This window comes from Streptomyces sp. NPDC001933 (genome assembly GCF_042890955.1).
GTDB lineage: Bacteria > Actinomycetota > Actinomycetes > Streptomycetales > Streptomycetaceae > Streptomyces.
Genome location: NZ_JBIASS010000029.1, coordinates 18,204 through 37,477, shown reverse-complemented (window position 1 = coordinate 37,477; position 19,274 = coordinate 18,204). Strand labels below are relative to the sequence as shown.

General features: G+C 70.8%; 19 protein-coding genes. 11 read left to right on the top strand and 8 right to left on the bottom strand.

Annotated elements, in window-relative coordinates; genetic code table 11:
• Positions 1 to 44 precede the first annotated feature (44 nt).
• From ACFYY7_RS39535 to ACFYY7_RS39520, 4 genes are all read left to right on the top strand, one after another.
• Positions 45 to 758 (top strand): VIT family protein, encoded by a 714-nt coding sequence (locus tag ACFYY7_RS39535; protein WP_388669430.1) that lies wholly within the window; start codon positions 45 to 47, stop codon positions 756 to 758.
• Positions 759 to 1,210: 452 nt separating this feature from the next.
• Complete coding sequence (locus tag ACFYY7_RS39530) at positions 1,211 to 2,089, top strand: sterol desaturase family protein (RefSeq protein WP_376415361.1); 879 nt, start codon at positions 1,211 to 1,213, stop codon at positions 2,087 to 2,089.
• Positions 2,086 to 2,775: a lysoplasmalogenase gene (locus ACFYY7_RS39525; RefSeq protein WP_388669427.1), complete on the top strand. Its 690-nt coding sequence runs from the start codon at positions 2,086 to 2,088 to the stop codon at positions 2,773 to 2,775. Before ACFYY7_RS39530 ends, ACFYY7_RS39525 begins: the two co-directional genes overlap by 4 nt.
• A gap of 21 nt (positions 2,776 to 2,796) precedes the next feature.
• Positions 2,797 to 3,840, top strand: coding sequence for a zinc-dependent alcohol dehydrogenase family protein (locus ACFYY7_RS39520; RefSeq protein WP_388669424.1), 1,044 nt, complete (start codon positions 2,797 to 2,799; stop codon positions 3,838 to 3,840).
• Here ACFYY7_RS39520 and ACFYY7_RS39515 read toward each other — a convergent pair.
• Positions 3,830 to 5,314, bottom strand: a complete 1,485-nt coding sequence (locus ACFYY7_RS39515) for a CoA transferase (protein WP_388669421.1) — start codon at positions 5,312 to 5,314, stop codon at positions 3,830 to 3,832. The genes ACFYY7_RS39520 and ACFYY7_RS39515 overlap by 11 nt on opposite strands.
• 174 nt (positions 5,315 to 5,488) lie before the next feature.
• A complete protein-coding gene (locus ACFYY7_RS39510) occupies positions 5,489 to 7,024 on the bottom strand; it encodes a S8 family serine peptidase (protein ID WP_388669418.1) in 1,536 nt (511 codons plus the stop codon).
• A gap of 291 nt (positions 7,025 to 7,315) precedes the next feature.
• On the opposite strand from ACFYY7_RS39510, the gene ACFYY7_RS39505 reads away from it, so the two are divergent.
• The 3 genes from ACFYY7_RS39505 to moaA all read left to right on the top strand — a co-directional run bounded on the left by ACFYY7_RS39505 (position 7,316) and on the right by moaA (position 10,500).
• Complete coding sequence (locus tag ACFYY7_RS39505; protein ID WP_266736351.1) at positions 7,316 to 7,681, top strand: DUF485 domain-containing protein; 366 nt, start codon at positions 7,316 to 7,318, stop codon at positions 7,679 to 7,681.
• Positions 7,678 to 9,318, top strand: a complete 1,641-nt coding sequence (locus tag ACFYY7_RS39500) for a cation acetate symporter (protein ID WP_266736349.1) — start codon at positions 7,678 to 7,680, stop codon at positions 9,316 to 9,318. The genes ACFYY7_RS39505 and ACFYY7_RS39500 overlap by 4 nt, the downstream gene beginning before the upstream one ends.
• A 192-nt stretch (positions 9,319 to 9,510) precedes the next feature.
• Positions 9,511 to 10,500: a GTP 3',8-cyclase MoaA gene (gene moaA / locus ACFYY7_RS39495; protein WP_356080631.1), complete on the top strand. Its 990-nt coding sequence runs from the start codon at positions 9,511 to 9,513 to the stop codon at positions 10,498 to 10,500.
• A gap of 8 nt (positions 10,501 to 10,508) precedes the next feature.
• On the opposite strand, the gene ACFYY7_RS39490 is transcribed toward moaA, so the two are convergent.
• Together ACFYY7_RS39490 and ACFYY7_RS39485 are read right to left on the bottom strand one after the other, a co-directional pair.
• The gene (locus ACFYY7_RS39490) at positions 10,509 to 10,772 is read right to left on the bottom strand and encodes a hypothetical protein (protein ID WP_388669413.1); all 264 of its coding nucleotides are present in this window, start codon (positions 10,770 to 10,772) and stop codon (positions 10,509 to 10,511) included.
• Positions 10,773 to 11,010: 238 nt separating this feature from the next.
• A complete protein-coding gene (locus tag ACFYY7_RS39485) occupies positions 11,011 to 11,376 on the bottom strand; it encodes a DUF3099 domain-containing protein (RefSeq protein ID WP_388669410.1) in 366 nt (121 codons plus the stop codon).
• A 248-nt stretch (positions 11,377 to 11,624) separates the two neighbouring features.
• On the opposite strand from ACFYY7_RS39485, the gene ACFYY7_RS39480 reads away from it, so the two are divergent.
• Entirely contained in the window at positions 11,625 to 11,900 is a 276-nt protein-coding gene (locus tag ACFYY7_RS39480) for a GlsB/YeaQ/YmgE family stress response membrane protein (protein WP_388669407.1), read from the top strand.
• Positions 11,901 to 11,975: 75 nt separating this feature from the next.
• On the opposite strand, the gene tyrS is transcribed toward ACFYY7_RS39480, so the two are convergent.
• From tyrS to ACFYY7_RS39465, 3 genes are all read right to left on the bottom strand, one after another.
• Positions 11,976 to 13,241, bottom strand: a complete 1,266-nt coding sequence (tyrS, locus tag ACFYY7_RS39475) for a tyrosine--tRNA ligase (protein ID WP_351255115.1) — start codon at positions 13,239 to 13,241, stop codon at positions 11,976 to 11,978.
• 63 nt (positions 13,242 to 13,304) lie between these two features.
• On the bottom strand, positions 13,305 to 14,699 hold the full coding sequence (locus tag ACFYY7_RS39470; RefSeq protein ID WP_388669404.1) for a metallopeptidase TldD-related protein: 1,395 nt from the start codon (positions 14,697 to 14,699) through the stop codon (positions 13,305 to 13,307).
• A complete protein-coding gene (locus tag ACFYY7_RS39465) occupies positions 14,696 to 16,219 on the bottom strand; it encodes a TldD/PmbA family protein (RefSeq protein WP_351255111.1) in 1,524 nt (507 codons plus the stop codon). The genes ACFYY7_RS39470 and ACFYY7_RS39465 overlap by 4 nt, the downstream gene beginning before the upstream one ends.
• 231 nt (positions 16,220 to 16,450) lie before the next feature.
• Between ACFYY7_RS39465 and fabG the strand changes: the two genes are divergently transcribed.
• The 3 genes from fabG (at position 16,451) to ACFYY7_RS39450 (ending at position 18,488) form a co-directional block, all read left to right on the top strand.
• On the top strand, positions 16,451 to 17,170 hold the full coding sequence (fabG, locus tag ACFYY7_RS39460; protein ID WP_266736337.1) for a 3-oxoacyl-[acyl-carrier-protein] reductase: 720 nt from the start codon (positions 16,451 to 16,453) through the stop codon (positions 17,168 to 17,170).
• A 5-nt stretch (positions 17,171 to 17,175) separates the two neighbouring features.
• The gene (gene fabI / locus ACFYY7_RS39455) at positions 17,176 to 17,943 is read left to right on the top strand and encodes an enoyl-ACP reductase FabI (protein WP_388669400.1); all 768 of its coding nucleotides are present in this window, start codon (positions 17,176 to 17,178) and stop codon (positions 17,941 to 17,943) included.
• 167 nt (positions 17,944 to 18,110) lie between these two features.
• Complete coding sequence (locus tag ACFYY7_RS39450; protein ID WP_388669397.1) at positions 18,111 to 18,488, top strand: hypothetical protein; 378 nt, start codon at positions 18,111 to 18,113, stop codon at positions 18,486 to 18,488.
• Positions 18,489 to 18,584: 96 nt separating this feature from the next.
• Here ACFYY7_RS39450 and ACFYY7_RS39445 read toward each other — a convergent pair whose 3' ends face one another.
• Entirely contained in the window at positions 18,585 to 19,259 is a 675-nt protein-coding gene (locus ACFYY7_RS39445; RefSeq protein ID WP_266736333.1) for a FadR/GntR family transcriptional regulator, read from the bottom strand.
• Between the last annotated feature and the right edge of the window lie 15 nt (positions 19,260 to 19,274).

Sequence of the window (19,274 nt, the reverse complement as noted above, 5' to 3'; positions counted from 1 at the left end):
GTCGGTACGCGGCCGGTGACCGGGCGGAGTGAGACCATCCCGGGGTGACGGATACCCAGGCGCACGACGAACCGCACGGCAATGGCCTCGGCACGCGGCTGAACTGGCTGCGTGCCGCGGTCCTCGGTGCCAACGACGGGGTGGTCTCCACCGCGGGCCTGGTCGTCGGCGTGGCCGGTGCCACGGCCGACCGGGGCACCCTGCTCACCGCCGGCCTGGCGGGGCTGCTGGCCGGCTCCATGTCGATGGCGGCGGGCGAGTACGTGTCGGTCTCCACCCAGCGCGATTCGGAGATGGCCGCGCTGGCGACGGAGAAGCAGGAGCTGAAGGAGGCCCCCGAGGCGGAACTGGTCGAGCTGACCGGCCTGTTGGAGGGCAAGGGCCTGAGCCGCGAAGTCGCCAGGGAGGCGGCCCTCCAGCTCACCGAACGCGATGCGCTGCGCGCCCACGCGGTGGTGGAGCTGGGCATCAACCCGGACGAGCTGACGAACCCGTGGCACGCGGCGGGCGCGAGCTTCCTGGCGTTCACGGTCGGCGCGCTGCTGCCGCTGCTGGCGATCGTGCTGCCCCCGTCGTCGCTGCGGCTCCTGGTGACCGTGCTGTCGGTACTGGCGGCGCTGGCCCTCACCGGGTGGTGGAGCGCCCGGCTGGGCGAGGCGCGGGTGGGGCCGGCGGTGCTGCGGAACATGGGCGGGGGCGCGTTGGCGATGGCGGTCACGTATGGGGCGGGGCATTTGTTGGGGGCGGTGGGGGTCTGAGGGTTCTGTGCGAGCCGCACGATCCGTTCGGGCGGGAAGAGGTCGGTGCCGGTGGCCCTCGTCTCGCTGCCGAGGGTGATCCTGAGTCCGTCGAGACCGGCCAGGGGGTCAGGTCGAAGGGGCCCTCATCGAGGTCGGCGTAAGGACAGAACTCTGTCAGTGCGGGGAGCTCCGGGCGGGGGAGGGGGCGCACTGGGTCCCGGACCAGACCCGCGCCGGGCTTCGGCGTCACCAGCGACCTGGTGACCGTGCCGATCACCGTGGTGGCCGGCCGGACCAGCGCAACTTCCAGACCCCCTGCAAGGCAGCTCATTCCCCGTGGAAGCTCCGGTGCAGGGGTCGTACGACGTCCGCACTGTCAGAAGTCACCAAAGACTGCTGACACCGCGTCTTGCATACTTGTTGGTAACTACGTCTGGTGCCGGGCCGACCTGCGGCTCTACGGTGCAGACATGCCGACGAACCTGCCCGATGTAGTGCTCTGGTCCATACCGGCCTTTGTGCTGCTCACTGTTCTGGAAATGGCCCTGCACCACTTCCATCCCGACGAGGACGCCGCCGGGTACGAGGCGAAGGACGCCGTCACCAGCATCACCATGGGGCTGGGCAGCCTGGTCTTCGACCTGCTGTGGAAAGTGCCCATCGTCGCGATCTACACCGCGGTCTACGAGCTGACCCCGCTCCGCGTCCCCGTGCTCTGGTGGACCGTCCTGCTGATGCTGCTCGCGCAGGACTTCTTCTACTACTGGTCGCACCGCGGCCACCACGTCATCCGGATCCTCTGGGCCTGCCACGTGGTCCATCACTCCAGCCGGAAGTTCAACCTCTCCACCGCGCTGCGCCAGCCCTGGACCTCGCTGACCGTCTGGCCGTTCTACCTGCCGATGATCGCGTGCGGAGTCCACCCGGCGGCGCTCGCCTTCTGCTCGTCGGCGAACCTCGTCTACCAGTTCTGGGTGCACACGGAGCGCATCGACAAGCTCCCCAGGCCCTTCGAGTACGTACTGAACACGCCCTCGCACCACCGGGTGCACCACGCCTCGCAGGGCGGCTACCTGGACCGGAACTTCGGCGGCATCCTGATCCTGTGGGACCGGTTCTTCGGGTCCTTCACCGCCGAGACCGAGCGGCCCGTGTTCGGGCTCACCAAGAACATCGACACCTTCAATCCGCTTCGCGTCGCCACCCACGAGTACGCCGCCATCGCCCGTGACGTGCGGTCGGCGGGCAGCTGGAGCGAGCGGGCCGGGCGGATCTTCCGCGGGCCCGGCTGGCAGCCGGCCGGAACGGCAGCCCGTAAGGCGGCCCCCGCCCAGGAGAGCGCCGGATGAGCGCGGACACCGTACCGGACCGGCGGGAGCGCCTCGTACGCCCGCTGTTCATCGCCTTCCTCGTGGCCTCGGCCGTCGACCTCGTCGGCCTGCTCGCCGATGTCCCGGTCGCCCACCTCGTCGCCAAGCCGCTGCTGATGCCGCTGCTGGCTGGGTACGCCGCCGCCCGGCGCGGGCCCCGGCTGCTCGTCGCGGCGCTGCTGTTCGGCTGGGGCGGCGACACGTTCCTGCTGGCCGACGCCGATGCCGCCTTCCTCATCGGGATGGGCTCCTTCGCCGCGGGTCACGTCTGCTACCTGTGGCTCTTCGGACGGGCGCGCGGTTCGCTGCCGGCCGGGATCGCGTACGCCGTCGTCCTGACCGTCTTCGTCGCGCTGCTCTGGGACGGGCTGCCCGCGGATCTGCGGATCCCGGTGACCGGCTACAGCGTGCTGCTCACGGCGATGGCGTTCAGGGCCGGCACCCTCGGCCGGTACGCGGCCGCCGGCGGGGCGCTCTTCCTGCTCTCCGACGCGCTGATCGCCACCGGCATCGCGGACTGGCCGCAGCTGCCCGCCCCCGACTTCTGGATCATGCTCACCTACATCGCTGCGCAGTTCCTGCTGACCGTCGGAGTGCTCGCACCGGGGCCGAAATGGGGTGGTGTCACTCCCGGGGCGTACCGTGAACGCAGTATCAGCAGCTGAGAACGGCAAGGACCCCCACGCATGCGCGCCACCGTCATCCACGCCCCCCACGACATACGCGTGCAGGAGGTGCCCGACCCCTCGGTCCAGCAGCCCACCGATGTGGTGCTGCGGGTCCTGCGGGCCTGCATCTGCGGCAGCGACCTGTGGGCGTACCGGGGCGAGTCGGCCCGGCAGCCGGGCCAGCGCATCGGGCACGAGTTCCTCGGGATCGTCGAGGAGGCGGGTTCCGAGGTGGCCGGCTTCGCCGTCGGTGACCTGGTCGTCGCCCCGTTCGTCTGGTCCGACGGCACCTGCGCCCACTGCGCCGAGGGGCTGACGACCTCCTGCCCGCAGGGCGGGTTCTGGGGCTCGGTCGGCTCCGACGGCGGGCAGGGCGAGGCCGTGCGCGTCCCGTACGCCGACGGCACGCTGATCAAGCTCCCCGCCGCCGCGGCCGCCGACGACCACCTGCTCACCGCGCTCCTCGCCCTGTCCGACGTGCTCGGCACCGGACACCACGCCGCCGTCGGCGCGGGCGTGAAGCCCGGCTCCACGGTCGCGGTCGTCGGTGACGGGGCGGTCGGGCTCTGCGGCGTCATGGCCGCCAAGCGGCTCGGCGCCGAGCGGATCATCGCGCTCGGCCGCCACCGGGCGCGCACGGACATCGCCCGCACCTTCGGCGCCACGGACGTAGTCGCCGAACGCGGCGAGGCGGCCGTCGAAGCCGTACGGGAACTGCTCGGCGGCGAGGGCGCACAGGCCGTGATCGAGGCCGTCGGCACCGAGCAGTCGATGCGCACCGCGATCGGGATCACCCGCGACGGCGGCTCCATCGGCTACGTCGGCGTGCCGCACGGCAGCGGCACCGGCCTGGACCTCGGCGTCATGTTCGACCGGAACATCGCCCTGCGCGGTGGCGTCGCCCCCGTGCGCACGTACATCCCGGAGCTGCTCCCCGACATCCTGGCCGGCACGATCGACCCCTCGCCCGTCTTCGACCTGACCGTCGGGCTCGACGACGTCCCGGTCGGCTACAAGGCGATGGACGAGCGCACGGCGCTGAAGGTGCTCATCAAGCCGTGAGCCAGGCGGTCGCGTCCGCCCCCAGCGGGCCGGGCGGGCGCGACCAGTCGGCGGGGGAGCCGTCGAAGGCGACCGGCGGCAGCGCGTGCCGCAGCCGGCCCAGCGGGCCGTCCGTCTCCGTGAGCCACTTGTCCGGGTCGTACGACGGATCAGCCGCCGTTTCCGTATCTGCGTCTTCATCTGCGTCTTCGTCCGGCTCCCGGCGGGACGGGAGTTCGTCGAGCAGCCAGGCGGCGGTGCGGGCGAGCGAGAGGGTGACCAGCCGGGAGCCGCCCTCGTCGTGCTGCTCGGTCAGCGCCCGCAGCACGGCCGCGGCCAGCAGATAGCCGGTGCCGTGGTCGAGCGCCTGGGCGGGCAGCGCCCCGGGCCGGCCCCCGGGCCCGGCGGCCTCGACGGACGCGATGCCGGTGGCCACCTGGACCAGGCTGTCGAAGCCGCGCTGCCGCGCCCACGGGCCGTGCCCCCAGGCCGAGAGCCGCCCGATCACCAGCCCCGGCCTGCGCGCGGCCAGGGACCGGGGCGTCAGCCCGAACCGCTCGACCGAACCGGGCCGGTAGCCGATGACGACCACGTCCGCGTCGGCCAGCAGCCCGTCGAAGGCCGCCCTGCCGGAGCGGCCGGCGAGATCCAGTTCCACCGACCGCTTCCCGAAACCGGTGTCGCTGTGCGCGTCCGGGCTCTCCGGCAGCTGCGGGGCGTCGATCCGCAGGACATCCGCGCCGAGCAGCGCGAGCGTACGGGTGGCGACCGGCCCCGCGATGACCCGGGTGAGGTCCAGCACGCGCAACCCGGCGGCGGGCAGCAGCGGTTCACCGGTGAGCGCCGCGGTCCGGCGCACCGGAGCGCCGTCGATGCGTTCCCTGCCCACCAGCGGTGTGCCCGCGAGCGCCGCGCCCCGAGGATCGGCCGCCCACTGACCGGGCGTACGGGCGGCCACCGCCAGGCCGCCCGCCGCGTACACCGTCCGCTCGATCTCGTCGCTCGGGCGCCCGGCGAACGAGTCGGCGGCGGTGTCCACGGCGAGGTCGTCCGGGGTGTCCGCGGGCAGCCCCAGCGTGGCGAGCAGCCGGGCCCGGTGGTGCGGGTAGTTGGCGTGCGTGCGCACCCAGCCGTCGGCCGTGCGCCAGAACCGGGACAGCGGGGCGAAGGTGGTCGCCGCGCGCCCGTCGATCCGCAGATGGCGCTCGCTGGTGAACGCCGTGGCCACCGCGCCGTCGTCGATCCGGACCCGGGGCACGGGGTGCCCGGTGCGGCGCGCGGCCAGTTCGGCGGCGGCCAGCGAACAGACCGCGACGGCGGAACGGGCCAGCTCCATGACGGGCAGCCGGGCGGGAAGCAGCCCGTCGGAGCCGCCCGTCCCGAGGTGTGCAGAAGACCCGAGGTGCGCCGAAGACCCGAGGTGCGCGAGGAGCGCAGGGTCACCGCCGAGCGCCGCCCAGGCCTGCTCGGTGCCGGACAGAAGTGCGTGATTCATCCCCGCACTATGGCACTGAGTGCCACCGGACGGGAAGGGTCCCGGGGACCGCGCGGCAGCCGCCGGCCGGGCCCGGGAACGGCGGCGGGAAGGGCCGGCCGGAGACTCCGGACGCCGTTGGTGCCAACAGCGTCAAGCCTCCTGACCGGCCCCTCCCACCGCGCCGCGTTCCGACTACCAGCGGACCGCGTTCAGAGCGTTCACCACACCGGCGCCGTAGAAGCCGTTGCGGTTCTTGCCGCCCTCGCAGACGGCGTCGATCTTGCCGTCACCGTTGATGTCGTACGGGGCACCGCACGCGGTGGCGTCGGCCTCGGCGCTCAGCAGCGCCTTCACCGCGGCCGCCGAGGCGCGCGGGTGCGTCGACTTGATCAGGGCCGCGACACCCGCGACATGCGGGGAGGCCATCGACGTACCGGCCTTGTAGCCGTACTTGCCGTTCGGCAGCGTGGACAGGATCAGGCCGCTCGTGGCCGGCGGGGCGGGCGTCTGGTAGACCGTGGAGTCGCCGCCCGGGGCCGCGACGTCGATGACGCCGTTCCCGTAGTTCGAGTAAGAGGCCTTCAGGCCCTTGGCACCGGTCGCGGAGACCGTCACGACGCCCGGCAGCTGCACCGGGATGTCGAGGCACTCACGCGGGTTGATCGTCCGGGTGACGGCCGAGGTGTCGTTCGGGCTGGTGGTGTCCTCGATCGCGTCGGAGGCCAGGTCGAAGCTGCTGTTGCCGGCCGAGGCGATGTTGACCGTGCCCTTGCTCTCCGCGTACCGCGTGGCGCGCGTGACGGCCTCGACCAGGGCGCCCTGGTCCGGGTCGTTCTTGCAGTTGAACATCCACGGGTCGGTGTAATAGCTGTTGTTGGTGACATCGACACCGTGCTCGGCTGCCCAGACGAAGCCGCAGACGATCGACTCGGTGTAGAAGAAGCCGTCCGGGTTCGCCACCTTGATGCCGGCGACCTTGACGCCCGGGGCGACACCCGTCACCCCTACGCCGTTCTTCGCGGCGGCGATGGTGCCCGCGACGTGCGTGCCGTGGTTGCTCTCGGTCGGCGCCGAACGCCAGGCCCCGTCCGTGGTGTCCGGCGCCCCGGATACGCAGCTCGCCGACGCCTTGCGGTCGAAGTTCGGTGCCAGGTCCGGGTGGGTGTCGTCGACACCCGTGTCGATGACCGCGACCGTGACCTTGCTGCTGCCGAGCGTCCGCTTGTGCGCCTGGTCCGCCTTGATGGCGGGCAGATCCCACTGCAGGGGCTCCATCGGATCCTGGTCGCCCGTCGCCTCGGCCGACGCGGCCTTCGCCTGCGCGGCGGTCAGCGGCTGCTCGACCCCGGTGTCCGTGGTGGCCTGGGGAACGATCGGGTTGGTGCGGGTGGCCCCGGCCGAATCGACACCCTTGACCCGGCGGATCGACTGCGCGAAGTCCGGGTTCTGCGAGTGGACGACGATGACGCCTATCTGCTCGTAGGCGACCACCACCGTGCCGCCGGCCGCGGCTATCGCCTTCTTCACCTGCTTGACGGTCCCGTGGTTGCCCCGCGTGTTGACCACGTACGAGAGCTTCGGGCCGTCCGTCGACACCGCAGCCGTGGGCTGCGCGTCCAGGGGTGCGGCAGAGGCGGCCGCAGTCGGCAGGAAGCCGAGCGAAGCCGTGAGTGCCAATCCGACGGGCAACGACAGTGCGCGCGTCCGTCTGGATCCCAGATGAGCCATGGGGTCTCCACATCATCCGTACCGGTCGACCGGACACGGGGCGCATCCAGTCGCGTACATGACGAGGAAGTTATCGCTGATCAGCCCCGCTGTTCAATGAGTTCGGGGGACCGGGTTCGGCCGGACGGACGTGAAACGGCGCCTGGGAGAAGTACGGAGCCGCGATGAACCGCTTCGGCGCGCTCTCCGTGCCGTTGTCGGGGGAGGTGCACCGACACCCCCCGGCACCCAGCGTTCCCAGTGAGATCCACCGTCACCGACACCACCGCACCCGCGTCGTGAGGAGATTCCGTGGCTACCGATGCACCCCCGCCCGAGGCCAGTACGGAGACCCGCCCTGCCCCGCCCACCACCGAGGACTTCATCGAGATGCAGGAGAGCGGGGAGTTCGGCGAACTGCGCCATTCGTACCGCTCGTTCGCCTTCCCGCTGACCATCGCGTTCGTCCTCTGGTACCTGCTCTACGTGCTGCTGTCCAACTACGCGGGCGGCTTCATGGGCACCAAGGTGTACAGCAACATCAACGTGGCCTTCGTGTTCGGCCTCGCCCAGTTCGTCACCACCTTCCTCATCGCCTGGTTCTACTCACGGCACGCGGCCGCGAAGCTCGACCCGAAGGCCGAGGCCATCAAGTCCCGTATGGAGGCCGACGCATGAGCGCCGCGTACCACTCGCACACCGCCGTTCAGCTGGCCGCCTCCTCGACCACCGAGCACCGGCCGCTGATCATCACGCTCTTCGCCGTGTTCGTCGCCGCGACCCTGGGCATCACCGTCTGGGCCGGACGGCAGACCAAGAGCGCCTCCGACTTCTACGCGGGCGGCCGCCAGTTCACCGCCTTCCAGAACGGACTCGCGGTCTCCGGCGACTACATGTCCGCCGCGTCCTTCCTCGGCATCGCCGGGGCCATCGCGCTCTTCGGCTACGACGGCTTCCTGTACTCCATCGGCTTCCTCGTCGCCTGGCTCGTCGCCCTGCTGCTGGTCGCCGAACCGCTGCGCAACTCGGGCCGCTACACGATGGGCGACGTCCTCGCCTACCGGATGCGTCAGCGCCCCGTCCGCACCGCCTCCGGCGTCTCCACCATCGTCGTCTCGATCTTCTACCTGCTGGCCCAGATGGCGGGCGCGGGCGTCCTGGTCTCCCTGCTCCTCGGCATCACCAGCGACGCGGGCAAGATCCTCATCGTCGCCCTCGTCGGCGTACTGATGATCGTGTACGTCACCATCGGCGGCATGAAGGGCACCACCTGGGTGCAGATGGTCAAGGCCGTACTGCTCATCGCCGGCGCCCTCCTGATGACCTTCCTGGTGCTGCTGAAGTTCGACTTCAACATCTCCGACCTGCTGGGCACGGCCGCCGAGAAGAGCGGCCACGGCGCGGCGTTCCTGGAGCCCGGCCTCAAGTACGGTGCCACCGGCACCTCGAAGCTGGACTTCCTCTCGCTCGGCATCGCCCTGGTCCTCGGCACCGCCGGCCTCCCGCACATCCTGATCCGCTTCTACACGGTGCCGACCGCCAAGGCCGCCCGCAAGTCGGTCAACTGGGCCATCGGCATCATCGGCGCCTTCTACCTGATGACGATCGCCCTGGGCTTCGGCGCCGCGGCCCTCATCGGCCCCGACGAGATCAAGGCGAAGAACCCGGCCGGCAACGCGGCCGCACCGCAACTCGCCGAATACCTCGGCGGGGTCGGCACCACCGGCGGCGCCGTGCTGCTCGCCGTGATCTCGGCCGTCGCCTTCGCCACCATCCTCGCCGTCGTCGCGGGGCTCACGCTCGCCTCCTCGTCCTCCTTCGCGCACGACATCTACGCCAACGTCATCCGCAAGGGGAAGGCGACGGAGAAGGAGGAGATGCGGGCGGCCCGCTGGGCCACCGTCCTCATCGGCGCGGTCGCGATCGCCCTGGGCGCCTTCGCCCGCGACATGAACGTCGCCGGACTGGTGGCGCTGGCGTTCGCCGTCGCCGCCTCCGCCAACCTGCCGACCATCCTCTACAGCCTCTTCTGGAAGCGGTTCACCACCCAGGGCGCGCTCTGGTCGATCTACGGCGGTCTGGCGACCTCGGTGATCCTGGTGCTGTTCTCGCCGGTCGTCTCCGGCAACCCGAAGACGTCGATGTTCAAGGGCGTCGACTTCGCCTGGTTCCCGCTGGAGAACCCCGGCCTGATCTCGATCCCGCTGGGCTTCCTGCTCGGCTGGATCGGCTCCCTCCTCTCGAAGGAGGAGCCGGACAAGGGCAAGTACGCCGAACTGGAGGTCAAGTCCCTCACCGGCGTCGGAGCGCACTGAGCGAGCGGCGCCCCGGGCGCCCCTCCCGCTCAGCGGCCGTGTCGTAGGGTCCTACGACACGGCCGCGCCGCACCTCGTGTCAAACGGGCCCCGCCGATGTCACAGCTCTCGCGTAGTCTCGGAGAAGTCAGCCGGAAGGGCCGTACGGAGAGCGGAATCGGCGCCGGGAAGCAATCGGGGGAGGGGGCCCACATGCTCATCGACACCTACGACCGGGTAGCCACCGACCTGCGCGTCTCGCTGACCGACCGGTGCAACCTGCGGTGCACGTACTGCATGCCGGAAGAGGGCCTGCAATGGCTGGCCAAGCCCGACCTCCTCACCGACGACGAGATCGTCCGGCTGATCGGCATCGCCGTCACCCGGCTCGGCATCACGGAGGTCCGCTTCACCGGCGGTGAGCCGCTGCTGCGCCCCGGGCTCGTCTCCATCGTCGAGCGGTGCGCCGCCCTGGCCCCCCGCCCCAGGATGTCGCTCACCACCAACGGCATCGGTCTGCAGCGCACCGCCGCCGCACTCAGGGCCGCAGGTCTCGATCGGGTCAACGTCTCGCTGGACACCCTGCGCCCCGACGTCTTCAAGACCCTCACCCGCCGCGACCGCCACCACGACGTGCTGGCCGGTCTCGAAGCCGCCCGCGAAGCCGGGCTCACCCCGGTCAAGGTCAACACCGTCCTGATGCCGGGGCTCAACGACGACGAGGCCCCCGAGCTGCTCGCCTGGGCCGTCGAGCACGGGTACGAGCTCCGCTTCATCGAGCAGATGCCGCTCGACGCCCAGCACGGCTGGAAGCGCGACGGCATGATCACGGCAGGCGACATACTCCAGTCGCTGCGCACCCGCTTCACCCTCACCGAGGAGAGCACCGGGGAGCGCGGCTCCGCCCCCGCCGAGCGCTGGACCGTCGACGGCGGCCCCCACCGGGTCGGCGTCATCGCCTCCGTCACCCGCCCGTTCTGCCGGGCCTGCGACCGCACCCGGCTCACCGCCGACGGCCAGGTGCGCACCTGCCTCTTCGCCCGCGAGGAGACCGATCTGCGCGGCGCCCTGCGCTCGGACGCGCCGGACGAGGAGATCGCCCGGATCTGGACACTCGCGATGTGGGGAAAAAAGGCCGGATCCGGTCTGGACGACCCGTCCTTCCTCCAGCCCGACCGGCCCATGTCGGCGATCGGCGGCTGACGGGCCCGTCAGCCGCCGCCCTCGCCCCGGTCGTCGGCGCGCGACTCCCACTCCGCGAGCGTCACGACTTCCTTGAGGAAGCTCCGGACGTCCAGGAACGAGGAGAGGTGCTCCCGGTGCTCCTCGCAGGCCAGCCAGGTCTTGCGGCGCTCCGGGGTGTGCAGCTTCGGGTTGTTCCAGGCAAGCACCCATACGGCATCGGCCCGGCAGCCCTTGGCGGAACAGATCGGAGCGGCGGCGGCGCTGTCGGCCGCGGTTTCAGGGGAGTTCACGGACTCAACCCTAGGGCCTGTCATCGAACCGCTGGCGTCGCCCGAAGGGCGGCAGCGGCCGCAGAAAAAACGACGCCGAGCAGCCACGGGGGGAGCTGCCCGGCGTCGGTCCGTCGCTCCGACGGGGGATGCGGAGCGCCTACGAAGTATGTCACGCAGACCGGGGTGCGGTGCACCGTAACTTCACGATTGATCTGAGGTTTTCTTGAGCCTCGAGTGCAGTGCACAACCAAGCGGCTCAGGCCGATTCCCCGCCGTGGCGCACCCCGTCACCCTCCGGACCGGGTTCCGCTCCACCGGCCACCGGCGCCGCGTCGAGCACCGGCTGCATCGGTGCCGGTGCGAAGGTGGACGGCAGTGAAGGGGTGTTCTCCCGGCCCGCGTTGGCGATGACCACGGCCACGTAGGGAAGCAGCACCCCGAGCGCGAGCGCCACGATCGCGACGTAGCGCTCGACGTTCCACAGTACCGCGGCCAGGATCACCGAAACCGTCCGTACGGACATCGAGATCACATAGCGCCGCTGCCTGCCGCGCACATCGTCCGCGAGCCCCTGCCGGGCCCCCGTGATCCGGAAGACCTCACCGCCGCTCTGCTTCCGCATCACGTCTCCATCACCCTTCCCCCAGCGCCTGACGGGCCGGGGGACACCTCATTCCCGCACCGGACGCTCCCCGGACCGGACCGGAACCACGGTACGCCCGGCGCCCTGCGGCTTCGAGACCGGGGCACGCCCTGTTCGTACATATCGGTATCCGTGCCGCACGTACGGGCCCCTCCGGCATGCGGCGTACGCCCCACGGGCCGAGACTGGGCCCACATGCGCGACATCGCGTCGCACGAGGAGGCGACATGGGCTGGTTGTGGGCAATCATCGTGGGTCTGGTGCTCGGTCTGATCGCGAAGGCGATCCTGCCGGGCAAACAGAACATCCCGCTCTGGCTGACGGTCATCTTCGGCATCATCGGCAGCGTCCTCGGCAACTCCGTCGCCACCTGGATCGGTGTCAACGACACCAAGGGCATCGACTGGATCCGCCATCTGTTCCAGCTGATCGGTGCGGTGGTCGTCGTCGGCGTCGGCGACATGCTGTGGGCCTCGATCCGCCGCCCCAAACAGAGGACCTGACCCACCGGGCACCCGAACGCGACTCGGCCGGACACGCGTCACGCGTGTCCGGCCGAGTAGCCGATGCATCCGGGATCAGCCGGTGACCTCGATGGCGGCGAGGTTCTTCTTGCCGCGGCGCAGCACCAGCCAGCGCCCGTGCAGCAGCTCCTCGCGGGCCGGCGCGCTCTCGCCGTCCGAGACCTTGACGTTGTTCACGTACGCACCGCCCTCCTTCACCGTGCGGCGGGCGCCCGACTTGCTCGGCGCCAGGCCGACCTCGACCAGGAGGTCCACCAGCGGGCCGAGTTCGGTGACCTGCGCGTGCGGCACCTCGGACAGCGCGGCGCTCAGCGTTGCCTCGTCCAGCTCGCCGAGCTCACCCTGGCCGAAGAGCGCCTTCGACGCCGCGATGACCGCGGCGCACTGATCGGCGCCGTGCACCAGCGTCGTCAGCTCCTCGGCCAGCGCGCGCTGTGCCGTCCGGGCCTGCGGACGCTCCTCGGTGACCTTCTCCAGCTCCTCCAGCTCCGCGGGGCTGAGGAAGCTGAGGATGCGCATGTACCGGGAGATGTCCCGGTCGTCCACGTTCAGCCAGAACTGGTAGAAGGCGTACGGCGTCGTCATCGTCGGGTCGAGCCAGACGGCCCCGCTCTCGGACTTGCCGAACTTGGTCCCGTCCGCCTTCGTCATCAGCGGCGTCGCCAGCGCGTGCACCTCGGCGCCCGGCTCCAGGCGGTGGATCAGGTCGAGACCGGCGGTGAGGTTGCCCCACTGGTCGCTGCCGCCCTGCTGGAGGGTGCAGCCGTAGCGCCGGTACAGCTCCAGGAAGTCCATGCTCTGGAGCAGCTGGTAGCTGAACTCGGTGTAGCTGATGCCCTCGTCGGACTCCAGCCGCCGGGCGATGGACTCCTTGGTCAGCATCTTGTTGACCCGGAAGTGCTTGCCGATGTCCCGGAGGAACTCGATCGCGGACATGCCCGAGGTCCAGTCCAGGTTGTTCACCATGACCGCCGCGTTCTCGCCCTCGAAGGACAGGAACGGCTCGATCTGGGACCGCAGCCGCGTCACCCAGTGGGCGATCGTCTCCGGATCGTTCAGCGTGCGCTCCGCGGTCGGCCGTGGGTCACCGATCTGACCGGTGGCCCCGCCCACCAGGGCGAGCGGCCGCAGACCGGCCTGCTGGAGCCGGCGCATGGTGAGCACCTGCACCAGATGGCCGACGTGCAGACTGGCCGCGCTGGGGTCGTAGCCGCAATAGAAGGTGACAGGACCGTCCGCGAGAGCCTTGCGCAGTGCGTCCTCGTCAGTGGACTGGGCGAACAGCCCACGCCACTTCAGCTCGTCGACGATGTCCGTCACGGTTCCGTGTCTCCTCGTGGTGTACGGGTACGGGTAATGGCTTTCCCGCTCAGTCTAGGCGGGTCAGACGCCCGGACTCACCGAGCTCATGTTGAAGTCCGGGATCCGCAGCGCGGGCATCGCGGCCCGGGTGAACCAGTCGCCCCACTCGCGCGGCAGCGTCTTCTCGGTACGGCTCGCCTCCGTGGCCCGCGACAGCAGGTCCACCGGCGACTCGTTGAACCGGAAGTTGTTCACCTCGCCGACGACCTCGCCGTCCTCGACTAGATACACCCCGTCGCGGGTCAGCCCGGTCAGCAGCAGGGTGGCCGGATCGACCTCGCGGATGTACCACATGCAGGTCAGCAGCAGCCCGCGCCCGGTCGTCGCGGCCACCATCTCCTCCAGCGACCGCTCACCGCCGGCCTCCAGCACCAGGTTGTCGATGGCCGGCGCGACCGGCTGCCCGGTCAGCCCCGCCGTGTGCCGGGTGGTCGTCAGGTGGTCCAGCCTGCCGTCCCGGATCCAGTCGGTCGGGGCCAGCGGCAGGCCGTTGTCGAAGACGGAGGCGCTGTCCCCGGAGGCGTGGGCGATCACGAACGGCGCCGACTCCAGGCCCGGTGCGTTCGGGTCGCTGCGGAGCGTCAGCGGCAGCCCGGAGAGCTGCTCGCCGATCCTCGTCCCGCCGCCAGGCTTGGAGAACACCGTCCGGCCCTCCGCGGCGTCCCGCGCGGCCGAGGACCACAGCTGGTAGATCAGCAGGTCGGCGACGGCGGTCGGCGGCAGCAGCGTCTCGTACCGCCCGGCGGGCAGCTCGATACGGCGCTGTGCCCAGCGCAGCCGCTGCGCCAGTTCCGCGTCCAGCTCGGCCGGGTCGACATCCTTGAAGTCGCGCGTCGAACGGCCGGCCCAGGACGAACGGGTGCGGTCCGGGGACTTGGCGTTGAGCTCCAGGGTGCCGGTCGGCTGGTCGTGGCGCAGCCGCAGCCCCGTCGACGTACCGAGGTAGGTCGAGGTCAGCTCGTGGTTGGCGAAGCCGTACAGCTCACGGCCGCCGGAGCGGGCGCGGGCGAATGCTTCGCCGAGCGCCGGGGCGAACTCGGCGAAGACGTCCGAGCCGGTCTCGGCCGGTGCGTCCGTGAAGTCGGGCGACTCGGGCACCCCGGTGACCAGCGGCTGCGCATCCTCCGCCGGACCGGCCCCGCGCGCCGCGGCCTCGGCGGCCCGGACCAGCGGCTCCAGGTCGTCGGCGGTGACCGCGGACCGCGACACCACACCGGACGCGGTGCCCTGCGCACCGTCGACGGTCGCGATGACGGTCAGGGTCCGTCCCCTCGTCACCCCGTTCGTCGTGAGCGCGTTGCCGGCCCAGCGCAGGTTCGCGGACGACTCCTCGTCGGCGATGACCACGCAGCCGTCGGCGGTGGACAGTTCGAGCGCCCGCTCGACGATCTCGTGCGGCTTGCTGACGCGGCTCATCGTCCGGCCTCCTGCGTCGTATTGAGGATGTTCACGCCCCGGAAGAGGGCGGAGGGGCAGCCGTGCGAGACGGCCGCGACCTGGCCCGGCTGGGCCTTGCCGCAGTTGAAGGCGCCGCCCAGGACATATGTCTGCGGGCCGCCGACCTTCTCCATCGAGCCCCAGAAGTCCGTCGTCGTGGCCTGGTACGCGACGTCGCGCAGCTGCCCGGCCAGCCTGCCGTTCTCGATCCGGAAGAACCGCTGACCGGTAAATTGAAAGTTGTAGCGCTGCATGTCGATCGACCAGGACCGGTCGCCGACCACATAGATACCGCGCTCCACCCCGCCGATCAGGTCCTCCGTGGACAGACCGCCCGGATCCGGCCGCAGCGACACATTGGCCATCCGCTGGACGGGGACATGGCCCGGCGAGTCCGCGTACGCGCAGCCGTTGGAACGGCCCAGCCCGGTCAGCTTCGCGATCCGCCGGTCCAGCTGGTACCCGACCAGCGTCCCGTCCTTGACCAGGTCCCAGGACTGCGCCTCGACGCCCTCGTCGTCGTACCCGATGGTCGCGAGACCGTGCTCGGCGGTGCGGTCACCGGTCACATTCATCACGGGGGAGCCGTACGTCAGTTTCCCCAGCTGGTCGAAGGTGGCGAACGAGGTCCCGGCGTACGCCGCCTCGTACCCGAGCGCCCGGTCCAGCTCGGTGGCGTGGCCGATCGACTCGTGGATGGTCAGCCAGAGGTTGGACGGGTCGACGACCAGGTCGTACGTTCCCGCCTCGACGCTCGGCGCCCGCATCTTCTCGGCCAGCAGCCCGGGGATCCGCGCCAGCTCGTCGTCCCAGTCCCAGCCGGTCCCGGTCAGGTACTCCCAGCCGCGGCCCACCGGCGGGGCGATCGTCCGCATCGAGTCGAACTCACCGGTCGTGCCGTCCACGGCGACCGCGGTGAGCTGCGGATGCAGCCGCACCCGCTGCTGGGTGGTGACGGTGCCCGCCGTGTCCGCGTAGAACTTGTTCTCGTGAACGGTCATCAGTGAGGCGTCCACATGCGCGACGCCCTCGGCGCCCAGGAGCCGGCCGCTCCACTCGGCGAGCAGCCCCGCCTTCTCCTCGTCCGGCACCTCGAACGGATCGATGTCGTACGCCGACACCCAGGTCCGCTCACCGTGCACCGGCTCGTCCGCCAGCTCCACCCGCTCGTCCGAGCCGGCCGCCGCGATCACCTTCGCCGACAGCTTCGCCATGGCGACGGCCTGCGAGGCCACCTTCGCCGCGGCGTCCATCGTCAGGTCCACCCCGGACGCGAACCCCCACGCCCCGCCGTGCACCACCCGCACCGCGTACCCGAGATCGGTGGTGTCCGAGGACCCGGAGGGCCGGGCGTCCCGCAGCCGCCAGGACGCGCTGCGCACCCGCTCCAGACGGAAATCGGCGTGCACGGCACCCAGCGCACGCGCGCGGGCGAGCGCCGCGTCGGCGAGGGCCCGCAGCGGCAGGGCCAGGAACGACTGATCTACCTCGTGGGGCACAGGAGATTCCCTTCTCGATACACCACGGCAGTGAACCATGCCGGACGGTGACCGTGCCGGGGATACCGGATGCCGCCCGGCGCGGCCCGGACAGGGCGCGGTCCGACGGACGGCCGTCTGTAGGAACCCCACAGTGCCCGGGGGAAGGCGCTGTCAGGGGGCGATTGCTCGCGGAGCTCCTGGTACCGATAGGTTTTCGATGTACCAGACCGCTAGGGAAAGGGTGATCCGTTGAGCCGCTCGGTTCTCGTCACCGGAGGAAACCGGGGCATCGGCCTCGCCATCGCCCGCGCTTTCGCCGACAACGGCGACAAGGTCGCGATCACCTACCGCTCCGGCGAGCCGCCCCAGGAACTCACCGAAGCGGGCTGCCTGGCGGTCCGTTGCGACATCACGGACGCCGAACAGGTGGAGCAGGCCTACAAGGAGATCGAGGAGAAGCACGGTCCCGTCGAGGTGCTGGTCGCCAACGCCGGTATCACCAAGGACCAGTTGCTGATGCGGATGTCCGAGGACGACTTCACGTCCGTCGTCGACACCAACCTCACCGGCACCTTCCGGGTCGTCAAGCGCGCCAACCGCGGCATGCTGCGCGCCAAGAAGGGCCGCGTCGTCCTCATCTCCTCCGTGGTCGGACTGCTCGGCTCGGCAGGGCAGGCGAACTACGCCGCGTCCAAGGCGGGTCTGGTCGGCTTCGCCCGGTCGCTGGCCCGTGAACTCGGTTCGCGGAACATCACTTTCAACGTCGTCGCGCCCGGTTTTGTCGACACCGACATGACGCAGGTGCTCACCGAGGAGCAGCGCAAGGGCATCGTGTCCCAGGTGCCGCTCGGCCGCTACGCGCAGCCCGAGGAGATCGCCGCCGCGGTGCGCTTCCTCGCCTCCGACGACGCGTCGTACATCACTGGAGCCGTCATCCCCGTTGACGGCGGATTGGGCATGGGTCACTGATCACCATGAGCGGAATTCTCGACGGCAAGCGCATCCTCATCACCGGGGTGCTGATGGAGTCGTCCATCGCGTTCCACACCGCCAAGGTGGCCCAGGAGCAGGGCGCGGAGATCATCCTGACCGCCTTCCCGCGGCCCACGCTGACGGAGCGCATCGCCAAGAAGCTGCCCAAGCCGGCCAAGGTCATCGAGCTGGACGTGACCAACGCCGAGCACCTGGACCGGCTCGCCGGTCTGGTGAAGGACGAGCTCGGCTCGCTCGACGGCGTCGTCCACTCCATCGGCTTCGCGCCGCAGGACGCGCTCGGCGGCAACTTCCTCAACACCCCGTTCGAGTCGGTCGCCACGGCGATGCACGTCTCGGCGTTCTCGCTGAAGTCGCTCGCCATGGCCTGCAAGCCGCTGATGAGCGACGGCGGTTCGATCGTCGGCCTCACCTTCGACGCGCAGTTCGCCTGGCCGCAGTACGACTGGATGGGCCCGGCCAAGGCCGCGCTGGAGGCCACCTCCCGCTACCTCGCCCGCGACCTGGGCAAGGAGGGCCTGCGCTGCAACCTCGTCTCCGCCGGGCCGCTCGGTTCGATGGCCGCCAAGTCCATCCCGGGCTTCGGTGAGCTCGCCGAGGTGTGGAACACCCGCTCGCCGCTGGCGTGGGACATGACGGACCCGGAGCCGGCCGGCCGCGCCATCGTCGCGCTGCTCTCGGACTTCTTCCCGAAGACCACGGGCGAGATCATCCACGTCGACGGTGGCGTGCACATGATGGGTGCCTGATCTCGTACGACGGGCCCTGACACAGCCGCGTACCGCCTTCGAACAGGCGGTACGCGGCTGTGTCGTGTACGGCCCCGGCTCCGGCCTGCTCAAGTCGAAAAGGCGGTCGATCCACCGCAGAATGTGGTGAACCGGACTTCGGGTCAGGCTATGGGGAGGAGGTCGCTGTGCGCGCCACACGCCGCCGGACCTGCGCCCTGCTGGCGGCCTCCATAGCCGTCGCCGGACTCGCCGCCCCGGTGGGGATATCCGTGGCGGGGCGGATGGGAGCCGGGGCGTCCGCCCCCGCCGCTCCCACCCCCGACCCCGCCGGAGCCGAATGCCGTACGTCGGTCCGGGGCTCCCGGGTCGTCGCCTACTGCCACAACCCGTACCCCTCCACCGACCGCGTACAGCTGCACACCGAATGCCGCCGCTGGTGGGACATAGACGCCGACGCCGCCCCGGTCGACGTGGGCCCCGGGCGGACCGTGCGGATCGACGACCGCTGCTGGAAGGAAGTCGGCTCGGCCTGGGTCACGCACCAGGTGCAGGGCGCGGTCTAGGTCCGCCGGACGGGCCTCGGACCCGGCCCTCCGGACAGTCCCACGCACGCGGCCCTCCGACCCGGCGCCCACCGGACAGTCCCACGCATGCAGGCCTCAGACCTGGTCCACCAGACAGCTCAACGCATGGCTCGCGGCCTCGGCCGCCGCCGTCTCCCCGTCACCCGCCCGGATCGCCTCGACCAGCCGACCGTGGTCCATGTGGTTCTCCGGCCGCAGCTCATGACCGATGTCGCCCCGGAGATAGTCGCGCAGCAGATCGCCCAGATCGGCGTAGAGCCCGGTCAGCACGTCGTTGTGCGAGGCGGCGACCACCGCCAGATGCAGTGTCGCGTCCGCCGCGACGAACGCCTCGGCGTCGCCTGCGGCCCAGGTCTCCTCCCGGCGCGCCATCAGCGCGTCCAGCTGCTTCAGATCCCGCTCGGTGCGCCGGGCGGCGGCCAGCCTCGCCGCCGACGACTCCAGGGTGGACCGCAGCTCGGCGACATGGCGCGGGTCGGCGGAGGCGAAGCGGCGGTGCATCACCCCGGCCAGCTCGCTGGTGGCGACTACATAGGTGCCCGAACCCTGCCGGATGTCGAGCAGACCGTTGTGCGCGAGGGCGCGCACGGCCTCCCGGACGGTGTTGCGGGCCACCCCCAGCTGCTCCACCAGCTCGGGCTCGGTGGGAATGCGGGAACCCACGGGCCACTCGCCCGAGGTGATCTGATTCCTGAGCTGGGCAATCACCTGGTCGGCGAGGGCCGAACGCCGCGGAGACGTCAGCGTCATGGTGCTCCTTGGTCG